The following is a 21,688-nucleotide window of genomic DNA, read 5'->3' on the forward strand; positions in this document are numbered from 1 at the left end:
ATTCAAAGTCAAGACGCCTTTCGTGATCTTAAAAGGGCTGAAATTAATCAAACCAATTAGAGGAGCACTATCATGCCTAAATCTGACTGGACCAACACGATGGAAAACGGCCCTAAACCAGGGATTCCTCTCTCCCCTACCATTGCGGGCATCACTTGGAACGGTCTTGCCGGCACCATGAAAGTGACCATGCCGACAAACGACATCGACCAAGGCGCCCTCACTACTCCTTTGGTCGATATCCTTGTGCAGTTTTGCAAGAAGGGAGAGGCCATCGAAAATGGCGTGATGGTGCAGTTTCCAGGAAGCTACCCTGCCGGTTCCGAACAAGTTGTAGCCGTTAATGTCCCGGCTTTTGGTTTGTACGAATGGCGGGCGCAGGTCGATAACACGGTGGTTTAATGTCAATTTCGCCCTGGTCTGAGTCCATGGTCTCAGGGCCAAAAAAGAGGTGGTTTATGACCCCAGTTACTATAACCATACCATCGTTTACTCTGAATGGCTGGAAGACTTATGTCTGTGCTGCAGCCCTGATAGGGCTCTCAGTAGCTCGTAATCTCGGCTATATCACAACTGACCTTTATGACATCCTACTCCCGATTGTGGGCGGAGGAGGTTTGGCGGCACTCCGATCTGCCGTCACCAAAAGCGGGCCGCAATCTATTCTGGATGGGGTCAGCAACTTAGTCACGGCAGCTATTCAGATGCAGCATCCTTTACAAGCGCCTGAAACGAAACCGCCCGCACTGGGGCTGGCGGCGCTGGCTGGGGCTATGCCTGTTACCCAGGGTAATGTTGGCGGAAACGGGTAAGGAATGAAACGGAGGAGGGACAAGACATGGCACCCTCACTCCCCCAACCGGATTTCGGGATAATATTATGCAATATCAAGATCTCAGTGCGCATGTGGGGACTTTGGTTTCGCTGCTGGGTATCTTTGCCGGGGTGAGCGCCATGCTGCTATGGCGTATGCTGGTGCGCATGGAAAAAAAACTGGACGACCTGGCCAACCATACCTTTACTTGCCGTCAGGAACTGGGGGAGCGTTTTGTTCCCCGCTTTGAGCATGAAGTGGAGCACCAGGGCATGTGGGAAGCTCTGAATTACCACGGCCACGATATGCGGGGGAGGGTAGTGCGATGACCGAAGATCGGGTGGACTATTTTGTCAACCATTTACACGTGACCTGCCTGACCCTGCTCCGGCTCAAGAAAGTGGACGCCTACGCCCAGGACCCCGGTTTCATGGAACTCCTGGGGGGGTTTCTCAACCATAGCCGCCAGTTAATGGACCTGATCCGGGACCGGGAAGAATTGGGCAAGGCAACCCAGGGCCGTTACGCTCATCCCTGCCGGCTGGGCGCAGCCGTTGGGGTCGCACGCCACACCCCATGATGTTTGGGGCCGCAGCCTCTCCTGGGAAAAGAAGGCATATAGGAAGGGACGGGGGCATTTGTCCCCCGTCCTTCCCTGGGGTGGTTACAGCCCCCCGGGAATAAAAATTATGGGATTCATGCCTGCGCCTGCAATTCCTCCCGGATCACCTTGCGCAAAGTCTCTTCCAGCATTTTGTCATGGTGCTGGATATAGGCTCTCAAGGCATCATTCATCATAGTCTGATAATTACCGCCCCCTCTTGAATTCACCTGCTCCCTGAACCAGTTCAAGGTATCGGTATCGATCCGGATAGTGATGCGGGTCTTGCCGGGTTGCACCGGCGCCACTGGACCACGTTTGCCCTGGCTAAAATCATATTCTTTTTTCATAAATGCTTATCTCCCTCCGAGTTTAGCCTTCTGCCTTGGTTGGTTCCATTTTATGTACACGTTTATATGTACGCTTGATTCCTTTGTCAAACGGGAAATAGCTTGATCCATCCTTTAATCTGCTTCTCATTCTCCCGATCACCTCTGCAAACTCTCCGTCTTGGCTGATAGCTGACAGCTATCTCCAACCCCCTCCGCCCTTGACGGTCACTGGTTTTTTTGATAGGCCTGTGCATAACAGGGACGGTGGGCATGAACCTCTTAGACTTGGGAATTATTGTTCTTCTGGCCTTGATTACCTTGCGGGGCTATTATCGAGGCTTCTTTCAAGAAGTGGCGGTCCTGGTGGGGATCGTGGGGGGCGTGGTGGTGGCCGCCCATGTCTACCTCCGCCTGGCCGAGTTAATCCGGCCCTGGATCACCGACCCCCTCTATGCCCGCTGGGTCGCGTTCGCCGTGATCTTTGTGGCCGTTTATTGGCTCACCCGGTTAGTGGCCCATTTTCTCCAACGGGTCCTTTACCATCTCTACCTGGATTTTTTTGACCGGCTCCTGGGTGGGACTTTTGCTCTGGCCAAAGGGGCGCTGTTGGTGGGGTTCGGTCTGATGTTCCTGGGGGTAGTGCTGCCCAAGAACTCCCACCTGTTTCAAGGTTCCGTAGCGGCTCCCCACCTTATGTCATTCTCCCGTCAAGCCTTGGGACTGCTGCCGCCGGAGTTCAAACAGCGCCTCAACGATTATCTAAAAGAATGGCGCCAGCCCCGGGAAAAACACCAGGCCGAAGAGTTCAAACCCCGGGAGGATGGCGCGCCCCAGCCCCCGGCTACCCCCTGGCCATCATTGGGGAAGTGGTCCCGAGCCTGAGTCGGCTGCCGTGGGGGTTAGCCATCTCACAATCTCTCTTTCTGGAGTCTATCGATATGACCGGCAAAGACCGCGATCCAGGTGCGGCGCTGAATGAATTTGTGGCCATTGTGCAACGGTTGCGGGCTCCGGGGGGCTGCCCTTGGGACGCTAAACAGACCCCGGAAACGTTAAAGACCTATCTGCTTGAGGAAGCGTATGAATTGATTGAGGCTCTGGACAGCGGCGATCCTCTCAAAATTAAAGAAGAACTGGGCGACCTGTTGCTGCACCTGGTCTTCTTGAGTGACCTCTACCAGGACCGGGGTGATTTCTCCTTGACGGAAGTGACCGCGGGGATCACCGCCAAGATGATTAATCGCCATCCCCATGTGTTTGGGGAGGCCACGGCCGAGACCCAGGAGGACTTGCGGCGTATCTGGCGGGAGGCCAAGGTCCGGGAAGGCAAGGAACCGGCGCCTCCGTCACTGGGTAAGGTCTCTCCGGCCTTGCCGGCCCTGATCCAGGCCCAGCGGCTGGGTGAAGCCGCGGCCCGCATGGGGTTCGATTGGCCTGATATTAAAGGAGCCCTGGAGAAAGTGGAGGAAGAATGGCAGGAACTGCGGGAGGCCCTGTCCCAGCCCGCCAATCCGGCCTGGGAGGAAGAATTGGGGGACCTGCTGTTCTCCCTGGTCAACGTCGCCCGTTTCCTGAAAGTCGACTCCGAGGGGGCCCTGAGGCGCACCATTTATAAGTTTATCAAGCGGTTCAACGTAGTGGAACGAACTTTGGCCAAGGCCGGCAAGACTCCCGAAACCGCCACCCTGGAGGAGATGGACGCCATTTGGGAGGCCTGTAAAAAGGAGAAAACCGGATCAAAGTGAGACTCGGGGCCTGGGGCGGTTTTTTCCGAGAATCCTTGTCAATCCAGAGAAAAAGTGATAGATTCAACAAAATTAAGGGTTTAATGAGATATGCCAGCCAACCGGTCCCGGGGAGTTTTTCGCCTGAGCCTGACCATCGTGGTCATTGTGGCCGGGACCATTGTCTTATCCACTCTCTTTTACACCTTCTGGCAACAACTCAACCGTAAAGTCGAAGTCACCCTCCAGGAACAATTCAACCAGCAGCAATTGTTTTTGGCCCGCAAAATCGCCGACAATGTGGAGTCCTATTTCGACTTCCTGGAAAATGCCCTGATGGGTTATGCGGGCCTGTTCCAGATGGTCTCACCCGATGACCAGGAGTTGACAGCCGCCTTGCATGAACGATTTTCCCGGCATCAACGGTTTGGCCTCCTGGCGATCCGCCGCTACAACGCCGCCGGCGTGGGGGTGCAGGTCTTCAGCACTTCCCCTGCTCCATCTAAACCCGGCAGCCTTGCCTTACCCCCTGTCTTTCTTGACTGGGCCAAAAATCCGGCGAACCGGGACAAGCTGTTCCTGAGCGAAACCTACGTGGACTCTGATTCTCCCTGGAAGGGCCGCAGGGTTATGCGATTTTTGACCCCCCTTTATTTGCCGGGTCCAAATTCCCAATTAACCGGAGTGCTGGAGTTTCTGATCAACCCGTTTTTCATCTGCGAAAAAGTCGTTTCCGATGTTAAATCCGGCCAGACCGGCTATGCCTGGATTATCGATCAGGATGGGGTATTTCTGGCTCACTTCGAGAAAAATTTTGTCGGCAAAGATGCCATTAAGGTTCGGCTAGAGCGCAATCCCGATATCACATTTAAAGGTCTCCGGGAGATTCAAGCTGACATCCTGGCCGGCAAGGAAGGTGTGGGCGAATACACCTCCGGCTGGCACCGCCAGCGCCTGGGAGAGACTCCCAAGCTGGTGGCCTACACCTCCATCAAATTTGAGAAGGGCCTGATCACCGGCGTCACTGAAGTCCAGGACCCCAAGCACAATCTCTGGGGGGTGGCGGTGGTGGCCCCCGTGGCTGAGGTGTCCGGGAGCGTGGGACAGGTCATGCACCAGGAATTATTTCTGGTGGGCCTCTTCTTCATCGTCTTGTTGGTGGCCAGTGGGACGCTCATCGGCACCGCTTTTTTCTGGAATAAAAGCCTGACCCGCCAGGTGGAGTTGAAGACCCAGGAGTTGCAGGATTCCCATGAGCGCCTCTTGCGCTCGGAACGGTTTGCCGCGGTGGGAGAAGCCGCGGCTTATGTCAGTCATGAGATCAAGAATCCCTTATTGGTCATCGGGGGGATGGCCCACCAGGTGGAGCGGCGTCTCCCCGATGACCCGGCGGCCCAGGAGAAATTGCGCATCATCCAGACCGAAGTCAGGCGCCTGGAGTCTTTTCTGGGGGAACTGCGGGATTTCTTGCGTCCGGCCCTGCCCACCAAACAGGAAGTTAATGTCAACGAGGTGATCCGGGATGTCAAGGCCTTGATGGGAGATGCTATCCAGGAAAAGGGGGTGGTCCTGGAAGATCGGTTGGACCCCAACCTGCCGCCCATTGAGGTCGATCCCAACCAGATCAAGCAGGTTCTGCTCAACCTGGTCAAGAATGCCGTGGAAGCTACCGAAGGCCAGGGCAAAATTCTGGTGAGCTCCGGAGCCAAAGATGGCCAGGTGTGGTTTGCCGTCCAGGATACGGGCAAGGGAATGAGCGAGGACATCCTGGAAAAGATCTTCAACCCTTTTTATACTACCAAGGATAAGGGCACCGGCTTAGGATTGGCGGTGATCAACAAGATTATCACCGATCACCACGGCACCATCACCGTGGACAGCCAGGCTGGGTCCGGTAGCACCTTCATGGTAAAATTGCCGCAAAAAGGGGCTAACACTGAGCAAGCGCTCGCCTAACCTCGGAACCGTTCTCCAACCGGAACAGCGTAAACGCCGCCGGGAGCGCCTCCTCATCGCCATATTGCTGGTACTGGTGGTGGCCATCACCTCCGTGGAGATTCATCTGGTGCGTCGGGGTGGCCAGCCGGTGACCGGCAGTCTCCTGGCTTTCGGCCTTCTCAATATAAATACCTTTCTCCTGCTCCTCTTCACCTTTCTTATTTTCCGCCATCTCTCCAAGCTCTTTTTGGAGCGGCGCCGCAAAGTCTTCGGCTCCCGGCTGCGCACCCGACTGGTCCTTTCTTTCATCACCCTGACCTTGCTTCCTACCCTGTTTCTCTTCTTCATGGCCTGGCAACTGATTTCCAGCCGGGTGGATTATTCTTGGGACCGCCAGGTGGAGCAGTCTCTGAGTCAGGCCCTGGCCGTGAGCCGGGACGTGGGCCAGCAACTGAAGGGCAAGCTTCTGGCCTGCGGCCGGGTGGTGAGCCTGGAACTCACCAGCCAGGAAGACTTGAACCGGGAAGATCGGGCCGCGCTGGAAGGTTTTCTCACGGCGCGCCGGGAGACCTTCCAGTTGTCGGGCGTGGAGATACTTAACCTCCAAGGGGCGGTGGTAGCCTCGAGCTTCGCGCCGGACCTGGGAAGCCTGCCGGCCAATATCGCTCCGGACAGTGACCTGGCCGTTCCTACGCCGGAAAAAATCATTCGGCAAATCATCCCGAAGGGGGAACTTCTGACCCTGTCGGTACCCTTCCGGGACGACGAGGGCACTGTCGAAGGTTATGTGCTGGTGCGGCAACTCATCCCCCAGGCCCAACTCCTCCAAATTGCCACCGCGGCCAAGAGCCTCCAGGACCTGAGGCGGAGGCACCTGCTTTTCAGTCCCGTCAAGGTGAGCCATTACCTGACTTTAATCATCGTCACCTTGATCGCCATCATGGCCGCCATTTGGCTGGCTTTTTACATGGCTCGGGAGATCACCACCCCCATCCGCCAGTTGGCCGAAGGCACCGTGAAGGTGGCAGGGGGGGATTATGATATCCATATCGATCAGGAGGGCCGGGACGAAATCGGCTTTCTGGTGCAATCTTTCAACAAAATGACCCATGACCTGGCTCAGAGCCAGACGCAGTTAGCCTTGGCTTACCGGCAGTTAAGCGACAGCCACGCCCTGATTTCCACCCAGAAGCGGGATATGGAGATCCTCCTCAAAAACGTGGCCGCGGGGGTGATCGGTATCGATGCCGAAGGCCGGGTGACCAATATCAACGATTCCGCCGCCCAGATGCTCCGGGTCAAGCGGGAAGAGGTCCTGGGCCAAGACGGCCGGGTGCTCTTGCCCCCAGGGGAGTTCAACCGCGTGGCCGAAGTGGTGGCTGCGGCCCGCAAGTCCAGACGGGGCATGGTGGAGAAGCCTCTGCACCTGGTTTTGCCGGACCAGACCCTTTACCTCCTGGTCAAAACCACGGTGCTCAAGGATGACGCAGGCCGGGACCTGGGAGCCGTGCTGGTTTTCGAGGATTTGACCGAGTTAGAGAGGGCGCAGCGGCTAGCGGCCTGGCGGGAGGTGGCCCGGAGGATCGCCCACGAAGTGAAAAACCCCCTGACCCCCATTAAGCTGGCGGCCCAACGCCTGCAGCGCCGCTTCAACGGCCGGCTGGGGGAAGACGACCAGATCTTTGGGGAATGCACCCAAATTATTATCAACCAGGTGGATGAACTCAAAAACCTGGTTAACGAATTTTCCCGGTTTGCCCGGCTGCCTCAGTTGACGTTAGCACCTCAGGATCTCAACGCCCTGATCCAGGAAACCCTGCTCCTCTACCAGGAGGTCCAGCCGCGCATCACCCTTGATTTTCAGCCTGACGTTGACCTCCCACTCCTGCTCCTGGACCGGGAACAGGTGAAAAGGATGCTCCTCAACCTGATGGACAATGGCTTGGCCGCCATCAAGGGGACTGGCGCCATCACCGTGTCGGTGAAAGGGAACCTGTCCCAGGAGCGGGTGAAGCTCATTGTCGCCGATACCGGCTTGGGCATCCCGGACCGGGACAAGGACCGAATCTTCGAACCCTACTTCTCCACCAAACGGGGCGGCACCGGCCTCGGTCTGGCCATTGTCAATTCCATCGTGAGCGAGCACCAGGGCTTCCTCCGGGTGGAGGACAATATGCCCCGGGGCACCAGGTTCATCATCGATATTCCTATGCATAAGGCCGAGTATGTCGGGAACGCTGCTAGTAGTTGACGACGAGCCCCAGATTATCCAGGCCGTCTCGGGCATCCTGCAGGACGAGGGCTTCGAGGTGCTCACCGCGCCCGACGGGGAGACCGCCCTGAAGTTGGTGGGCGAGCGGGTCCCGGACCTAGTGCTCCTGGACATCGCCCTGCCGGGTATGGATGGGTTGGACGTCCTCCAGGAATTGAAGCGCCTCCATCCCTATCTGCCGGTGGTGATGATTTCGGCTTACGGCTCGGTGGAAAATGCGGTCAGGGCCACACGCCTGGGGGCCTATGACTTTATCGAAAAGCCGCCCCATGCCGACAAAATCCTTCTGACGGTGCGAAACGGCCTGGAACTGGCTCGCCTGTCCGAGGAAAACCGGCGGCTGCGGCAACAGACGGCCCCGACCCGGGAGATTATCGGCAAAAGCGAGCCCATCCGCAAGCTGCGCGAGGCCCTGAATGTGGTGGCGCCCACCAACGCCTCGGTGCTCATCACCGGAGAAAACGGCACCGGCAAGGAACTGGTGGCCCGGGCCCTCCACGCCTATAGTAAGCGGTCCCACCGGACTTTTGTGGAGGTCAACTGTGCCGCCATCCCTGAAGATCTCATCGAAAGCGAGCTCTTCGGCCACGAGAAAGGGGCCTTTACCGGGGCCACGGACCGCCACCGGGGTAAGTTCGACCTGGCCCACGAAGGCACCCTCTTTTTAGACGAAATCGGCGATATGAGCCTGAAGACTCAGGCCAAGATCCTGCGCATTCTGGAGGAACAGCGGTTTGAGCGGGTGGGGGGGCAGCGGCCCATCCAGGTGGATGTGCGCATCATCGCTGCGACCAATAAGAATCTGGAAGAGGAGATTGCCAAAGGCGCGTTCAGGGAAGATCTTTACCACCGCATCAACGTCATCCCCCTCATTGTCCCGCCCTTGAGGGAGCGCCGGGAGGACATCCCGCCCTTAGCCACCCACTTCCTCAAGGAACTGGCCCGGGAGGAAAACGCCCCGGCCAAGACCTTCAGCCCCCAGGCCCTGGAAGCGTTGGCCGCCCAACCCTGGCCGGGCAACGTCCGGGAGTTGAAAAACTTCGTCTGGCGCCTGGGCATTATGAGTCCTAAACCGGTCATCGACCTGGCCGACCTGCCCTTCAACGCTCCGGCCTCCGCCCCGGAGGAAGGCGGCGAGGGCGAATTCATTGACCCGTTTCTCCAGGTGCCGTCCTTCCGGGAGGCCCGGGCCCTGTTTGAAAAGCAGTTCCTGCGGCGCAAACTGGAGGAATGCCGGGGCAACGTCAGCCTGCTGGCCGAAAAGATCGGCCTGGAGCGCTCCCACCTCTACCGCAAACTGAAGAGCTACGGCCTGGAGCCGGGGAAGTAGGGAAACCAAGAAAACCGAAATGGAATAAGAGAGGATGGTAATTATAGCAGTTGCCAAAAATTCTTTCTGATTGCTGGATTTCTAAATCCCCCTAAATCCCCCTTTTTCAAAGGGGGACTTTTAAAGCAATTCCGCTAAGTTCCCCCCTTTGGAAAAGGGGGGTTAGGGGGATTTAGCTTCTTAGACAGTGTACCTTGAAGGAAAAAACTTTTGGCAAAGCTATGTATTCTTTCTCTGAATGAAACAGGAGGATCTGTCATGGGACCCGCACTGGCAATTATTTTGAAAGAGCTGCGACTCCGCTTAGAAAGGTTATATGGTGATCGCCTCATCCATCTCCGTCTTTATGGCTCCCAGGCTCGCCGGGATGCCACACCGGGGTCAGATATTGACGTGCTGGTGGTCTTGCGGGGACAGGTGTCACCCTGTGAGGAAATCTCCAGGACCGTTAATGATGTGGCCGAGATTTCATTAAACCACGGGGTTGTCATCGCCTGTGTGTTTGTCTCCCAGGAAGCCTATGAACACGAACAGAGTCCTCTTCTCTTGAATGTGCGGCAGCAGGAGGTTGCCATTTGAAGACCGAGGTGGCTGATCTGCTTTTCCAGGCTCAAGAGAGCCTTGCCGCCAGGATATTACACCGCGAAAAATTTCATGGCTTTGCGGCAGCCAGGGCCTATCGCCAATGCTTAAGTGAACAGCATTGGATTTAGGGGGATTTGGATTTTACGGTAAAGCCTGCGGCTATCAATTTACCTGGTTGAACGCATTTTCCTATGAGGTGCCACAAACCTATCAGGAGCTTCAGGCGCCTATCCCTCCCTCCTACTCCAGCCCCTGCTTACGGCGTTGTTCGTACTCTTGCATACAAGACCAAAATTGTTCACCGCTGGGGCCTTTCACTACCTGGCAAACGTTTTGGCCCTGGGCCAAAGAGAGATATTTTTGATAAGCCAATTCATCCCCGATATATAAGGTGTTGAATTTCTCATCGTTATAAACATAATGAGTGCTGCCATTGGTCTCGAAGGTCGTAATTTTCCCTATGGGAATATTGTTCATCAGGGCCGCCCGGCTGCGGGTATAATCCTGGTACACCGGCAACTTCTTAAAGCCCGCTTGTTCCAGCAGATACGTCGTTGTTACCGTTTGCTGGGTGGTGGGCCCGTAAGAGGTGCACCCGCTGAACAGCACGATAAAAAGCATTCCCCAGACCGCCACGTTCATCCTGGCTTTCCGCCCCTCCGCCATCATGCCCTCCTCTGAGTTCGAATGACCTGTGCCCCTCGGCACCCAAAAGGAAGAGGGGTGGTTAATCATAGACCACCGGTTCATATTGTCAAGCAGGTTTGGCACAATCTGAGGATAGACCCCGAAGTGAGGATAGCTCGAAGATTCACCTAAAAACCGCAAAGGAACAAAAAGCCCTCCCAAACCGGAGCTTGGGAGGGCGACCTGAAACCTGAAACCCAAAACCTTTCTAAATCGGTGCGCCTACTTCGGCCAGAGTCTGGAAATAAACCCGGCGGATCAGGTGCAGGCGCTTGTGAAAACAGAGCCCCAGTTCCATGCAGGCGTTGTAAAAGGATTCACGGCTGAATTTCATGGAGACCAAACGGGCCGCGGCGTCCCTGGTAATCGCCTGGCGGAGCTCATTGACCTTCTGGGCCGCCTCCCCCAGTCCTTCCCACAGGGGCACCAGGACGACGTCCGACTGTTCTTGCAGGCGGGCAATTTCGGCTTGCACCCGTTGCATGGCCTGGAGAGGGCTGGCCTCCGTCTTCTCCGGGTTGGTTACCTGCACGACCTCCACTCCCAGACGTTCCAGGAACTTAATGAGAAAATCCTTGGGTCCCTTCTCCCAAGTGCAGAGGTTCCAGACGTCACCGGGGATGCCGACCTTGGGGGTCCGCCCCTTTTGCGGCAGCATCTGGCGCAGCTGTTGCCCCCGGGTATAGAGCCGCTCTTTCAGTTGCTGGAAGTATTTGTTCCTCTTGAAGGTGGCCTTCCATAGGATGATACGGCCGTAAGCCTTCATTTTGGCGAAGAACAAGTCCCGGGCCACGAGGCGTTGAAACACCGAGGTCCAACTGTAAAACTTCTTCATGGCCCGGTTGGTTTCCATCTGCAGTTCATAGGGGGTGAACTGCCGGGGTTGGAACACCGTGTGGTGGCCGTCGTACTGGCTCCAGTCCCGGCAGATGATGCGGTTCTGAGCCTCTATTTCTTTGAAGAACGGGGTGCCGGGCAACGGGGTAAGGATCAGGTATTGCAGGGAGTCCAGGTTCAATTGGCGGGAAACCTTCACGGTGTCCCGGATCACCTGGTAGTGGTCCTCCTCGGAGCCGAACACGAACATACCGTGGACATTGATGCCGAAGTGGTGAAAATTATTCACGCAATCCTTGATGCCTTGCACGGTCTGAGACTTGTTATAGGCCTTCAAAGTGGCCGGGTTGATGGATTCCAATCCGACGAAGACGATGTAGCAGCCGCTCTTGGCCATGAGAGCCAGGAGTTCCGGGTCCTTGGCGGATTCCACCCGCACCTGGGCGCTCCATTCGATTTTTATGCCTTCGGCGATGATGCGCTCGCACAATTCTTTCGTGCGCTTGCGGTCGGCCGTGAAGTTGTCGTCGCAGAAAAAGACGTGGCGGCTCTCAAGACCGTTCTGGCGAATCTCCGCAATCACCCGATCGATGGAATTGACCCGGTGCTGGCGCCCGAAGAGTTGGATAACCGAACAGAAGCTGCAGTTGAAGGGGCAGCCCCGGGAGGTGGCGATGGACACGACGCCTCGGTTATTTTTAGCCTTCCAGCCGTGAATCAGATTGTAGTTGGGGATGGGGAGGGCATCCAGGCTTCCCAGGAACGGGCGCCAGGGGTTCTGATGCATGATATCCCCGTCCCGGTAGCAGAGATTTTTGACGTCCGCCGGATCTCCGCCGTTTTCCAGGACGTTGATCAACTCCGGCAGGGCTTCCTCGGCCTCGCCGCAGATGACATAGTCGGCGTGCTCCAGCCCCTCCAGGGGCAGGAAACTGGGGTGCGCGCCTCCTAAGACCACCGGCAGTCCCTGGGCGCGATAAAAATCCGCCAATTCATAGGCCCGGGGGGCCGTGGAGGAGATGCTGGAGATGCCCACCAAGTCGGGTTGAAAGTCCAGGGTGGCGTAATCGGGCCTGGAAATTTCCTCCACCACCACTTTGACCTCGATCCCCTGCTGCTCCAGGATGGTTCCCAGCAACAGCGACCCTAACCGGGGAATGGCCACCCGGCTGAAGATATGTTCCTGTGGAGACCGGGGTTCGATGAACAACACCTTTTTAATGGGCCGCGTCATGTCTTACTCCTTCTGGTAAATCTCACTCTTCGAGGGCGAGTTCAAAAAAAACAATCCCCTCCCCGGCCTGGTCCTCAGGCCCGGTGAAAGGCTCAATTATATGGGAAAGTTAGATGGATCCTTTTACCACTGTAAAGGGGGGCGGCGCGAATGTCAAATTAATTCTCTGTGTCCGCACTATGAGGAAAGCATGAGACAGCAGACTCCCTCGCCAGGAAGGAGTCTGCCGCAATTGTGCCTTAACTTCTGAAACTGGGAGGGTGTTCTAGACGCAACCGGTGGGTTTCGCCAATCCCGCCATCTTACAAGCGCCTTTGCCCGGTCCTGAGGGAAAGAGCTCATAGATATGTTTCAGTTTGTAGCCGGTTACCTTGGAAAGAATCCGGACCATGGGGGCAATGCCGTTCTTCTTGTAGTAATCCTGGAGCATGTTGATGACTTTCCAATGCTCATCGTTCAGCTCAGCGATGCCTTCGGATTCCTTGACGTAGTCCACCCACTCTTCATTCCACTGATCCAGGTTCTCCAAAAAGCCGTCTTCATCTACCGTAAAGGTTTTGCCTTTGAATTCCACGGTGGCCATTAAGCGATATCCTCCTTCAATATTTTACTCGCGCAGTTTTAGTTTTTGATTTTCAAAGTTATGTCATTGTGAAATTTTTGTCAAGCATTAAAAATTCACGAAGCCCTTCCCTAGCGTGCCGGGCCCGCCTCTGGAAAGATCTTTCCCGGATTCATTATGTTGAGGGGATCAAAGGCCGCTTTGATGCGCCGTTGCAGGGCCATAGCGGCCTCAGACACCTCCAGCCCCAGGTAAGGGGCCTTGGTGAGACCGATGCCGTGTTCGCCGGACAGGGTGCCGTTCAATTTTCGCACCATGGCGAATATGTCCTCCACCGCCAGGTGCACCGCCTCCCGTTCCCGGGCCACCTGATGATCGTACAAGACATTGACGTGCATATTACCGTCCCCGGCATGGCCGTAGCTGGGAATGATCAGCCCATGGGTTCGGCCAATGTCCTTAAGGGCGTCGATAAGCTGAGGAATGGCCCCCAGAGGCACCACCACGTCCTCACTCACCTTATTGGGCTTCACCTTTAAGAGCGCCGGTGAGATAACTTTACGGGCCTTCCAGAGTTGCTCGGCCTCCTCTATAGTCTTAGCCCTAAGGACCAGCCCGGCTCCTTGCTCCTTACAGAAATCGGCGATCCGGGCGGCCCGGTTTTCCACGTCCTGGGGTTGGCCGTCCACCGCGATAAGCAATAGTGCAGCGGTCCCCTCCGGCAGTTCAAAGGGCAGCATCTCCTTGACGCAGGAGAGCGTCACGTGGTCCATGAACTCCAGCGCCGTAGGGGCCAGGCCCGACCGTAAGATCAGGCTGACAGCCTCCGCCGCGGCATTGAGGGTTGCAAATCCCGCGGCCAGGGTCTGGCGGGCCGGGGGTTTGGACACGAGTTTCAGGGTGATGCGGGTAATCACCCCCAATGTGCCTTCCGACCCCAAAAACAGGCGGGTGAGGTCATAGCCCACCACGCCCTTCATGGTGCGGGTCCCGGCAGAGATAAGCTCGCCCGTGGGCAGCACCACTTCCAGCCCCAGGACATAATCCCGGGTGACGCCATACTGCACCGCCACCGCACCTCCGGCGCACTCTGCGACGTTCCCGCCGATGGTGCAGAACTCAGCGCTGGCTGGGTCCGGTGGATAATACAGCCCCTCGGCCTCAACCGCGGCCTTCAGTTTCCCCAGGATAACCCCGGGCTCCACCACCGCCACCAGGTCGTTTTTGCTAATCTCGATAATGCGGTTCAACCGGGTCAGGACCAGCACCACCCCGCCCTCGATGGGCACCGCGCCGCCGCTCCGCCCCGTCCCCGCGCCCCGGGGCACCACGGGAAACCGGTGCTCGTTGGCCAGCCGCACAATCGCCGCCACCTCCGCCGCCGACCCTGGAAAAACCACCACATCCGGCATCCGCGCCCGGTCCGTGGCATCAAAGGCATAGCACCAGCGCTCCTCGGGGGTGGTGAGGATATGCTCGGGGCCAACGATGGCTTTGAGTTCAGAAATTACGTTCTCGGAAATCATATACCAAGGTAAGATACCAGAAAACATTAATCAGAGCATGATAAGGCGTAATTCTTCTAACTCCCTCCCCCTTGATGGGGGAGGGTTGGGGTGGGGGTGAATGGCATTGCTGTTTCGCTCCGAGTTATAATTATAAGGCTATAAAATTACAAATATAGAGCATATTTCACTAGTTAACAGATATTGACAATCAAGCGCCAATGATTATAAAAACACTAAAGGAGACTTGCCATGAAAGCTTTCTTTCTTGCTCTGTTGGTGACTATCGCCTTTACTATCATAAGCTGTGCCACAACTCCTCCCCAGGAAGAAACCGCCAACCAACAGAAGTGGCAACAGGAAATGGAGGTAATCCTGCCCAGAGGAGGGGCCAGATAATTTTTGATTCTGGTTTCTGGTTTTTTCTGGTTCCCAAGCTTCAGCTTTTTTTTCTGGTTCCCAAGCTCCAGCTTGGGAACCGCTTTTTCCTGCGAAGCTCTGCTTCGCTTAAAAGCTTGGTAATCCTGACTGACGCTCACGTCGCCAAGCAGATCTTGGATGCTAGATACGTCCATAAACATGAACTTGGGGACGAGGGAAAATTATTTACTATTCTGCGATATTTACTTTAAGTTGACTATAAGTTTTTCTAAGTTTATATCGTCGTCTGGGTCAGACCCTGTAAAATCAATGTAATGAATTACTCGCAACTGGCGTGGAACTCGGACCCCTTCATAGAGTACAGGAACTATCTTCTTTTTTGAGTCCAAAGCCGTAAGGAGTTCACCTCGAACTTCTAATGACTCTAAAGAATTCGTTGATAAGATTATGAGTAACGTTCTGCAGTCGTCGAGGGCTTTATCAATTTCTCGGTCATAATCCGCGCCAAGTGGGAGATTCCACTCGTCAACCCAAAGATTTACACCTCGGTCTTTGAGATTTTTAGCCAGTTTTAATGCAAATTCTTTGTCTTTTCGGGCGTAAGAGAAAAAAATGAAACCGCTCGAACTCTCAAGGTGACGTACCTCGCTCGGCTTTTCTCTAACGGGCTCTGCAACGGCCTGACCGGCAGGCTCCTCGACTACAACGTGCTCTGGTAGAATAGTTGATATCTGATTTTTAGTGAGCGGGGGTGGTTGCTCGGGGGGGAATCGAGTTTTTTTAGCTCTCCGCGACTCTCCTTTAGGCACTGTCGGTGTTTTTGGGTAAGGCGGTTCGAATTCTTCAATGACTAGGCTCTCGGATTCAGCAGGTTCTGTCCTTATGGGCGGCCGTTCGCTGAGTGGGGCCTCGATTGGCCTTTCTCCAGCGGCCTCTGTTACCTCGGGCTCTCGGGGTTGAGATGGCGGTCTGATGCCAAAACCAGTGAATAGTTGGGAGAAGACCTTTAGGGGTTGAGTTCGGGGTTGAGATGGCTGATCGATGCCGAGGGCTCTGAGTAGTTGGGAGAAGCCCGTGTCGTAACCGGCGGTAAAGTCAATATGCTGTAAGCGCCGCAGGCGAGATGGCTTATCGCAGGGGTGGAGAAGGATTGGTACAACTAGTCTTCCCTCTTCCAGGGCATATGATACTTCATTCATTACGTTATTGGAAGCCACCGATTCGGGAGAAAGGACAGCTATCATGCCCCGGCTGGTCTTCAATGCCTCTTCAACCTCGCGGTCCCAGCGCTGCCCGCCAAGGATATCCAGTTGGTCTAGCCATAGATTCACGCCGACATCCCGTAACTCTTTGGCCAGCTTCAAAACAAATTCCGAATCCTTGCGAGCATAGCTAAAGAAGTATTTGAGCTCTCCCATGGCCCTTGTTCCTCCGATACATTGCAGAATGCCTGGCCTTTACTTGGAGCGTCGGGGACTGATTTACAGTCATATTAGCGTCTAACGTATAAAGAAACATTTGTTAGGCATAACCAAGGTGGCCCTGTTTGTAGTGACATCGTCTTTTGGGAGTCATGATAACATAAAAATTTCGCTGCAAAGCATAATTGTTTTCCCCTGGTTCCCAAGTTGAGCTTGTGAACCCATTTGATTGCAAAGCTTTGCTTTGCCCAAGCCCAGATTGGGCCATAATTGCGTTCCCAAGTACAACTTGGGAACGAGAAAAATTCATCTCATTCCCCCCGGTTGATTATCTGGTCAAGTTCCTGCGTGAGTTTGTTGACCGTGAACTCTGCCCAAAGGGGAAGATGATCGCTTATCTCCCCTTTACCGCCTTTGGGTTCAATATCTTGAAATAAGACCTCATTATAGGGGATCACGTTGCATTTTCCCGTAAAAGAGAAAGAAGGCCGGTTGACCCAGGCGATCTTGTCAAAGGTCTTGTCCCTGGCGAAATTTGTGAAGAGCCGGTCCAAATTTTCTGGCATCTTAAAACCTTTCTCCGCCAAAGCCTGGAAGAACCGGTCTCCCATTTCTTCGATATTGAAATCCCCCACCACAAAGAAGTCCCGATCAAAAACCTTGCTTTTTTCAGCCTGAGACTGTTTGTCAATAAATTTAACCAGCTCCACGATCTCCTTTTGTCGTTCATCTGCTTCCGATTTAGTCTCACCATAATATATGTGGACATTGGTTACAACAAAGTCGAAGCGGCCGGCCCGAAAAGATGCACAATACGGCATGCGGTGCAACTGATAGCCGGTGTGAGTTTTTGCCGGCACCGGGAAGCCGATTTCGCATACCAGCCCGGTGGTGATCACAGTGCGCTTGTCGTAAAGGAAGGCGAACCGCTCATTGTTGCCCGTGGGGTCGGTAACGAGAATTTTGTAGTTACCTGGAAGAAATCCCTGGAGCCTGCTCAGGCCGCGCAGATCAGTTTTAATTTCCTGGAGCGCAATAATGTCGAAGCGCTCACAGATGTCGGCAATGTATTGCAGGGCCCGGGTAGACTTTTTATTCCCGAATTGCTGAATATTCCAGGTGGCGAGCAGGATATTCTCATCCACCCTGCGGCTGGGAACCTGGTATTCCCCCTGGTCCATGAGGTCCATGAGAGCCTTTCTTTCCTTGGAGATTAGAAGCGTGTCCGGGGGCATGGTTGTGCTCCTTTCAATTTATCTGGTTTTCAGACTTCCCCTTAAGGATGAAATATAATTTCCCATCCCATCATCTACAATTGTCACACAATTTCGAATACTTCTTCGGTGGGCGGTAAACATTATGATAAAATATTATAGAGAATAAGGCGGAATTTAAAGGAAAAAACGGCATTTGCTGGGAAATTATCCAGATAATTTTACAGTAACGTGCCATGCCTGGTTGTTGGGCTTCTTTTAGCCTGTCTCTTCCGGTGGCCCCTCTCGTTTTCGTCCCCCGGGACGAAGTTCCTGGCCCCCTCCCCCAAAAAATCCTACAACATACCCTGCTCAGCCAAACTAAAATATCCGTGGCGCCCGATGATCAGGTGGTCGTGGACCGTCAGGTTGAGGCCCCGGCTGGCCCTGACCAGGGCCCGGGTCAGTTCCTGGTCCGCGGTGGACGGGGTGAGGTTGCCGCTGGGGTGGTTGTGGACCAGGATGAGGCCGGTGGCCTTGTGTTTCAGGGCCAGTTCCAGGACCTTGCGGGGGTATACCACCGTCTGGTTCACCGTGCCTTCCTGGACGATTTCCTCGGTGATGACTTCGTTCTGGCTGTTGAGGAAGATCACCCTAAACTGCTCGTCGGGCAGGCCCCCCATGGAGGCGCGGCAGTAATCCACCAGGGTGTCCAAAGACTTGAGCTGTTGGCGCTTGATAGCTTCGGACTTGAGGGTGTATTCAGAGCAGGCCTTGACCAATTTTATGAGCACTGCGGAATACTCCCGCAGGCCGGTAAACTCCATGAGAGTTTCGGGGGCAGCATCGAAGACGTGGTTGAAGGAGCCGAAATGTTCAATAAGCCGTTTGGCCAGGGGCTTGACATCGGAGTAAGGAATGGCAAAGGTAAGCAGCAGTTCCAGGAGCTCATAATCCTGCAACGCCCCGGGGCCGCCGGTGAGGAAGCGCTGCCGCAAGCGGCCCCGGTGCCCATGGTAGTGGGGTTTTTCAGATTTCTCCATCATTTCTATGTTCTTTTACTCCGGCGTTAACTTAATTGCAACCGGGAAAAGCGCCAGACGGGATAAGGGCGGACATACAGTTCCGATCCTACGGGATATTTGCAACGCAAAAAAGCCGGAACCAGCGGTTCCGGCTTATAGCTCTCTTAAGGGGTTGGGGAGGGGCTTTTTTGTAAAGACCCCTGCCCCAATGCCTCATTTCTTAATGCTCTTCCCCCGCCGCGGCGGCTTCGGCCATTTCCCGGCGCATATCCATATCGAAGAGCACCCGCTCCCGGGCCTTGTCGATGCCTAAGGCCTTCCGTTTCAGATCGATGTGGGCGATCATCTTCTTGGCCATCAGTTCCGGGTCGGCCTCGAAGTCCCACTTGCCGCCCAGCTCTTCTTCGATGCCCTTGAAGAGGTACTCGGTCAGGATCTCGGAGCCGCTGGTGGGCCAGTTCACCCCAAACAGGGTGTACACACCCGAGGCCACGAAGTACTGGCCGATGGCGATGGCCTTCTCGCTCATCCACTCCGGCGCCGCGCCCGCCGCGGGCAGATCGCTGATGTCGCTGCCCAGACCGCCGGCCTTGACGCAGGCGGTGGCCGCCATCAAGATCCGGGAGTTGTCCACGCAGGCCCCCATATGCAGGACCGGCGGAATGCCCACGGTCTCGCAAACCTCGGCCAGACCCGGGCCGCAGTACTTGGCCGCCGACTCCGGCGACAGCAGGCCGTATTTCCCTGCGGCCATGGCGGCGCAGCCGGTGGACAGCACGATGACGTCGTTTTTCAGCAGCTCTTTAATCAGCACCATATGCGAGGTGTCCTGCGCGGTGCGGCAGTTGTTGCAGCCCACCACGCCGGCGATGCCCCGAATCCGGCCGTTGATGATGTTGTCGTTCAGGGTGTAATACGAGCCCCGGATGGAGCCACCCAGCAGGTACTGGATGGTCTCATAACTGAACCCCACCACGGTGGGCTGGGTCCCCGAGGGGATCAGCACCGGCGCTTTGCGGTTAGGGAAGTTATCGATGGCTTCCCGGATGATTTGCCGGGCTACGTCCAGGGCGTGATGCTCATCGAAGGCGATGTGCATGGTGGCCCCTTCCATCTTGGCCCGGTCGTCGGTGGTAATCAGTTTGGTATGATAGCACTTGGCCACATTGGCCAGGGCCTGCATCTCGCACTGCACGTCCACTACCATGGCGTCTACCGCGCCGGTGATCACCGCCAACTCCTGGCCCAGGTAGTTACCTGCCACCGGCACACCGTGGCGCATGAGGACCTCGTTGGCGGAGCAGCACATGCCGGCCAGTTGAATACCCTTGGCGCCCTTATTCTGGGCGTACTGGATCAATTCGGGCTCCTGGGCTGCCACGTAGAGCATCTCCGGTAGCAGCGGCTCATGACCATGCATGATGATATTGACGTGGTCCTCTTTGAGCACCCCCAGGTTGATTTCGCCGGCTACCGGGGTGGGGCAGCCGAACATGATGTCCTGGAGGTCGGTGGAGATCATGGAGCCGGCCCAGCCGTCGGCCAAGGCGCAGCGGGTGGACTGCTTGATGAGGTTGTGGTATTCCTGGTCCACGCCCATGTGGGTGCGGTGCATCAGCTCCACCACCTCGATGTCCACGCCGCGGGGCACCACGCCCAACTTGCGCCAGATTTCCTGGCGTTTCTTGGGGGCCCGGCGCACGTAGTTGATTTCGCCGTCCTGCTGGCCAAACTCCGCCAGGACCTTTGGACCCAGGTCTTTGGCGATGTCTTCGGCCGAGCGGGCTTTGGCGTCGTCGCCTTCACCCTCGGTGATGGGAATGTCCCAATCCCGGGCGACCCGCCTCAACTTGGCCACGTCCTTGATCTGGTAGCCCTGGGTCCGGCCGTTGGCCACTTCGATAAACAGCTTGGCCACGCCCCGGGCGTGGTCGCTGTGGGCGGCGGTGCCGGCGGCCACCATGCGGGCGAAGTTCCGGGCCACGATGGTCTCGGCGGTGGCGCCACACAGACCCATGCGGGCTTTCTTCTCGGCAGGCGGCTCTTCCCCGACTTTCTTCTTGGGTGGTGGCACTCGACAGGGGCCCTGAGCGCAGATGCGGCAGCAGGCACCTTCCACGCCGATGGGACAAGGCTTCATGGTCTTGGCCCTGTCAAAAATGGTCTCGACCCCCTCGGCCTGCGCTTTTTTGATCAACTCCTGGGCCGCAGTGTCCATGGATAGTTTTTCTAACTCTAAATCAGCCATCAAATTGCCCTCCAGTTTATTAACGCTTTGAAAAAATGTCTGTTTTTATCTAACCGAACCGGTATAAACACATTATCATCTATACATGATCAAGGCAAGGATAAAATAATACAAAGTCAAAGGAAAAAAGTAAGGAAGAAGGGTGGCGGTTAGGGCTGGGCTGGACGTACCACCCGGAAGCCGATATAGCCATCGGCATAGGTGGGCGGGGCGGATTGGCGGGCGGCGTTGCGCAGATCCCGGGGGCCATTGATCCAGGAGCCGCCCTTGAGGAGGCGTAAGACCCCCGGTCCAAAGGGGCCGCCCCGGCGCAGGGGCACATAGCGGTCCTGGCACCATTCGGAGACGTTGCCAGCCATATCGAAGAGGCCATAGCCGTTGCCGGCAAAGGAGCCAACCGGCGCGGTGAAGCTGAACCCGGAGGCTCCGGGCGGCGTGGTGCGAAAGTTGGCCCGAAAGACGCCACCTACGTCCGGGGCCTGGCTCCCCCAGGGATATGGTTGGCTCACCAGGCCCCCTCGGGCTGCGGCCTCCCACTGTTCTTCCGTGGGGAGCTTATGAGTCACACCGGTGACTTTAGTCAGCCACTGGCAGAAGGCCGCGGTATCAAACCAGGTGACCCCCACCACCGGCTGGTTGGGGGCGTTGAGGTTTTTGTCTTCCCAATAAAGGGGCGCCGGGTGGCCCGTGGCCTTGAGAAACCGGCCGTACTGGGCGTTGGAGATTTCAGTGACGCTGATATAAAACGGCTTGAGGTTGACTTTGTGGGATGACGCTTCGTCGGCATAACGCCCCGTCTCGTTGGGCGGCGACCCCAGGAAGTACCAGCCGCCGGGGATCAGCCGGAAGCTAATGCCTTGGGATTCCAGGTTTTCCTGGGAAAAGGCCGAAGTGGTGCAAACCATAATCGCCAGTGCCAGGGCAATCCAGAAAAGAGCTTTCGGCTTTTGGTTTTGGGTTTTCGGAGCATAGAAAACGTTCATGTGTGCTTTGTTTATA

The 21,688-nt window shown here is 56.0% G+C and carries 22 protein-coding genes; 12 read left to right on the forward strand and 10 right to left on the reverse strand.

What is annotated here, in order from left to right; all coding sequences use genetic code 11:
- Positions 1-72: 72 nt before the first annotated feature.
- From WC600_09065 to WC600_09080, 4 genes are all read left to right on the forward strand, one after another.
- Entirely contained in the window at positions 73-402 is a 330-nt protein-coding gene (locus WC600_09065) for a hypothetical protein (GenBank protein ID MFA4902882.1), read from the forward strand.
- Between the two features lie 56 nt (positions 403-458).
- Positions 459-812 (forward strand): hypothetical protein, encoded by a 354-nt coding sequence (locus WC600_09070; GenBank protein MFA4902883.1) that lies wholly within the window; start codon positions 459-461, stop codon positions 810-812.
- A gap of 67 nt (positions 813-879) precedes the next feature.
- Complete coding sequence (locus tag WC600_09075; GenBank protein ID MFA4902884.1) at positions 880-1,143, forward strand: hypothetical protein; 264 nt, start codon at positions 880-882, stop codon at positions 1,141-1,143.
- On the forward strand, positions 1,140-1,394 hold the full coding sequence (locus WC600_09080; GenBank protein MFA4902885.1) for a hypothetical protein: 255 nt from the start codon (positions 1,140-1,142) through the stop codon (positions 1,392-1,394). The genes WC600_09075 and WC600_09080 overlap by 4 nt, the downstream gene beginning before the upstream one ends.
- Before the next feature lie 116 nt (positions 1,395-1,510).
- On the opposite strand, the gene WC600_09085 is transcribed toward WC600_09080, so the two are convergent.
- Positions 1,511-1,765, reverse strand: a complete 255-nt coding sequence (locus tag WC600_09085; protein ID MFA4902886.1) for a BrnA antitoxin family protein — start codon at positions 1,763-1,765, stop codon at positions 1,511-1,513.
- Between the two features lie 252 nt (positions 1,766-2,017).
- Between WC600_09085 and WC600_09090 the strand changes: the two genes are divergently transcribed.
- The 7 genes from WC600_09090 (at position 2,018) to WC600_09120 (ending at position 9,724) form a co-directional block, all read left to right on the forward strand.
- The gene (locus WC600_09090) at positions 2,018-2,629 is read left to right on the forward strand and encodes a CvpA family protein (GenBank protein ID MFA4902887.1); all 612 of its coding nucleotides are present in this window, start codon (positions 2,018-2,020) and stop codon (positions 2,627-2,629) included.
- Between the two features lie 56 nt (positions 2,630-2,685).
- Positions 2,686-3,492 (forward strand): nucleoside triphosphate pyrophosphohydrolase, encoded by an 807-nt coding sequence (gene mazG, locus WC600_09095; GenBank protein MFA4902888.1) that lies wholly within the window; start codon positions 2,686-2,688, stop codon positions 3,490-3,492.
- Between the two features lie 90 nt (positions 3,493-3,582).
- Positions 3,583-5,427, forward strand: a complete 1,845-nt coding sequence (locus WC600_09100) for an ATP-binding protein (protein MFA4902889.1) — start codon at positions 3,583-3,585, stop codon at positions 5,425-5,427.
- A gap of 64 nt (positions 5,428-5,491) precedes the next feature.
- Entirely contained in the window at positions 5,492-7,660 is a 2,169-nt protein-coding gene (locus WC600_09105; protein ID MFA4902890.1) for an ATP-binding protein, read from the forward strand.
- Positions 7,635-9,011 (forward strand): sigma-54 dependent transcriptional regulator, encoded by a 1,377-nt coding sequence (locus WC600_09110; GenBank protein MFA4902891.1) that lies wholly within the window; start codon positions 7,635-7,637, stop codon positions 9,009-9,011. Before WC600_09105 ends, WC600_09110 begins: the two co-directional genes overlap by 26 nt.
- Before the next feature lie 258 nt (positions 9,012-9,269).
- Positions 9,270-9,590 (forward strand): nucleotidyltransferase domain-containing protein, encoded by a 321-nt coding sequence (locus WC600_09115; protein ID MFA4902892.1) that lies wholly within the window; start codon positions 9,270-9,272, stop codon positions 9,588-9,590.
- Positions 9,587-9,724, forward strand: coding sequence for a hypothetical protein (locus WC600_09120; GenBank protein ID MFA4902893.1), 138 nt, complete (start codon positions 9,587-9,589; stop codon positions 9,722-9,724). Before WC600_09115 ends, WC600_09120 begins: the two co-directional genes overlap by 4 nt.
- A 112-nt stretch (positions 9,725-9,836) precedes the next feature.
- On the opposite strand, the gene WC600_09125 is transcribed toward WC600_09120, so the two are convergent.
- From WC600_09125 to WC600_09140, 4 genes are all read right to left on the reverse strand, one after another.
- Positions 9,837-10,265 (reverse strand): hypothetical protein, encoded by a 429-nt coding sequence (locus WC600_09125; protein MFA4902894.1) that lies wholly within the window; start codon positions 10,263-10,265, stop codon positions 9,837-9,839.
- Between the two features lie 226 nt (positions 10,266-10,491).
- A complete protein-coding gene (locus tag WC600_09130) occupies positions 10,492-12,354 on the reverse strand; it encodes a radical SAM protein (protein MFA4902895.1) in 1,863 nt (620 codons plus the stop codon).
- A 265-nt stretch (positions 12,355-12,619) separates the two neighbouring features.
- The gene (locus tag WC600_09135) at positions 12,620-12,937 is read right to left on the reverse strand and encodes a TusE/DsrC/DsvC family sulfur relay protein (protein ID MFA4902896.1); all 318 of its coding nucleotides are present in this window, start codon (positions 12,935-12,937) and stop codon (positions 12,620-12,622) included.
- Between the two features lie 110 nt (positions 12,938-13,047).
- On the reverse strand, positions 13,048-14,442 hold the full coding sequence (locus WC600_09140; protein ID MFA4902897.1) for an FAD-linked oxidase C-terminal domain-containing protein: 1,395 nt from the start codon (positions 14,440-14,442) through the stop codon (positions 13,048-13,050).
- 231 nt (positions 14,443-14,673) lie between these two features.
- Here WC600_09140 and WC600_09145 point away from each other — a divergent pair, with 231 nt between their 5' ends.
- Positions 14,674-14,820 (forward strand): hypothetical protein, encoded by a 147-nt coding sequence (locus tag WC600_09145; protein MFA4902898.1) that lies wholly within the window; start codon positions 14,674-14,676, stop codon positions 14,818-14,820.
- Between the two features lie 224 nt (positions 14,821-15,044).
- Here the strand turns inward: WC600_09145 and WC600_09150 are convergent, their stop codons facing one another.
- The 5 genes from WC600_09150 to WC600_09170 all read right to left on the reverse strand — a co-directional run bounded on the left by WC600_09150 (position 15,045) and on the right by WC600_09170 (position 21,672).
- A complete protein-coding gene (locus tag WC600_09150; protein ID MFA4902899.1) occupies positions 15,045-16,220 on the reverse strand; it encodes a TIR domain-containing protein in 1,176 nt (391 codons plus the stop codon).
- Between the two features lie 314 nt (positions 16,221-16,534).
- Positions 16,535-17,458, reverse strand: coding sequence for an endonuclease/exonuclease/phosphatase family protein (locus WC600_09155; protein ID MFA4902900.1), 924 nt, complete (start codon positions 17,456-17,458; stop codon positions 16,535-16,537).
- Between the two features lie 314 nt (positions 17,459-17,772).
- Complete coding sequence (gene radC, locus WC600_09160) at positions 17,773-18,462, reverse strand: DNA repair protein RadC (protein ID MFA4902901.1); 690 nt, start codon at positions 18,460-18,462, stop codon at positions 17,773-17,775.
- Between the two features lie 199 nt (positions 18,463-18,661).
- Positions 18,662-20,689 carry an anaerobic carbon-monoxide dehydrogenase catalytic subunit gene (gene cooS / locus WC600_09165; protein ID MFA4902902.1) on the reverse strand — a complete coding sequence of 676 codons (2,028 nt, stop codon included), beginning with the start codon at positions 20,687-20,689 and terminating at the stop codon, positions 18,662-18,664.
- Positions 20,690-20,838: 149 nt separating this feature from the next.
- Entirely contained in the window at positions 20,839-21,672 is an 834-nt protein-coding gene (locus WC600_09170) for a formylglycine-generating enzyme family protein (GenBank protein ID MFA4902903.1), read from the reverse strand.
- Positions 21,673-21,688: the final 16 nt, after the last annotated feature.

This window comes from Desulfobaccales bacterium (assembly GCA_041648175.1).
In the GTDB taxonomy this organism is placed as follows: Bacteria; Desulfobacterota; Desulfobaccia; order Desulfobaccales; family 0-14-0-80-60-11; genus 0-14-0-80-60-11.

Excerpts from the sequence above, each read along its gene's own strand:
- WC600_09065 (MFA4902882.1), top strand. The coding sequence starts at position 73 with ATGCCTAAATCTGACTGGACCAACACGATGGAAAACGGCCCTAAACCA.
- WC600_09070 (MFA4902883.1), top strand. The coding sequence starts at position 459 with ATGACCCCAGTTACTATAACCATACCATCGTTTACTCTGAATGGCTGG.
- WC600_09075 (MFA4902884.1), top strand. The coding sequence starts at position 880 with ATGCAATATCAAGATCTCAGTGCGCATGTGGGGACTTTGGTTTCGCTG.
- WC600_09080 (MFA4902885.1), top strand. The coding sequence starts at position 1,140 with ATGACCGAAGATCGGGTGGACTATTTTGTCAACCATTTACACGTGACC.
- WC600_09085 (MFA4902886.1), bottom strand. The coding sequence starts at position 1,765 with ATGAAAAAAGAATATGATTTTAGCCAGGGCAAACGTGGTCCAGTGGCG.
- WC600_09090 (MFA4902887.1), top strand. The coding sequence starts at position 2,018 with ATGAACCTCTTAGACTTGGGAATTATTGTTCTTCTGGCCTTGATTACC.
- mazG (MFA4902888.1), top strand. The coding sequence starts at position 2,686 with ATGACCGGCAAAGACCGCGATCCAGGTGCGGCGCTGAATGAATTTGTG.
- WC600_09100 (MFA4902889.1), top strand. The coding sequence starts at position 3,583 with ATGCCAGCCAACCGGTCCCGGGGAGTTTTTCGCCTGAGCCTGACCATC.
- WC600_09110 (MFA4902891.1), top strand. The coding sequence starts at position 7,635 with ATGTCGGGAACGCTGCTAGTAGTTGACGACGAGCCCCAGATTATCCAG.
- WC600_09115 (MFA4902892.1), top strand. The coding sequence starts at position 9,270 with ATGGGACCCGCACTGGCAATTATTTTGAAAGAGCTGCGACTCCGCTTA.
- WC600_09125 (MFA4902894.1), bottom strand. The coding sequence starts at position 10,265 with ATGATGGCGGAGGGGCGGAAAGCCAGGATGAACGTGGCGGTCTGGGGA.
- WC600_09130 (MFA4902895.1), bottom strand. The coding sequence starts at position 12,354 with ATGACGCGGCCCATTAAAAAGGTGTTGTTCATCGAACCCCGGTCTCCA.
- WC600_09135 (MFA4902896.1), bottom strand. The coding sequence starts at position 12,937 with ATGGCCACCGTGGAATTCAAAGGCAAAACCTTTACGGTAGATGAAGAC.
- WC600_09140 (MFA4902897.1), bottom strand. The coding sequence starts at position 14,442 with ATGATTTCCGAGAACGTAATTTCTGAACTCAAAGCCATCGTTGGCCCC.
- WC600_09145 (MFA4902898.1), top strand. The coding sequence starts at position 14,674 with ATGAAAGCTTTCTTTCTTGCTCTGTTGGTGACTATCGCCTTTACTATC.
- WC600_09150 (MFA4902899.1), bottom strand. The coding sequence starts at position 16,220 with ATGGGAGAGCTCAAATACTTCTTTAGCTATGCTCGCAAGGATTCGGAA.
- WC600_09155 (MFA4902900.1), bottom strand. The coding sequence starts at position 17,458 with ATGCCCCCGGACACGCTTCTAATCTCCAAGGAAAGAAAGGCTCTCATG.
- radC (MFA4902901.1), bottom strand. The coding sequence starts at position 18,462 with ATGATGGAGAAATCTGAAAAACCCCACTACCATGGGCACCGGGGCCGC.
- cooS (MFA4902902.1), bottom strand. The coding sequence starts at position 20,689 with ATGGCTGATTTAGAGTTAGAAAAACTATCCATGGACACTGCGGCCCAG.
- WC600_09170 (MFA4902903.1), bottom strand. The coding sequence starts at position 21,672 with ATGAACGTTTTCTATGCTCCGAAAACCCAAAACCAAAAGCCGAAAGCT.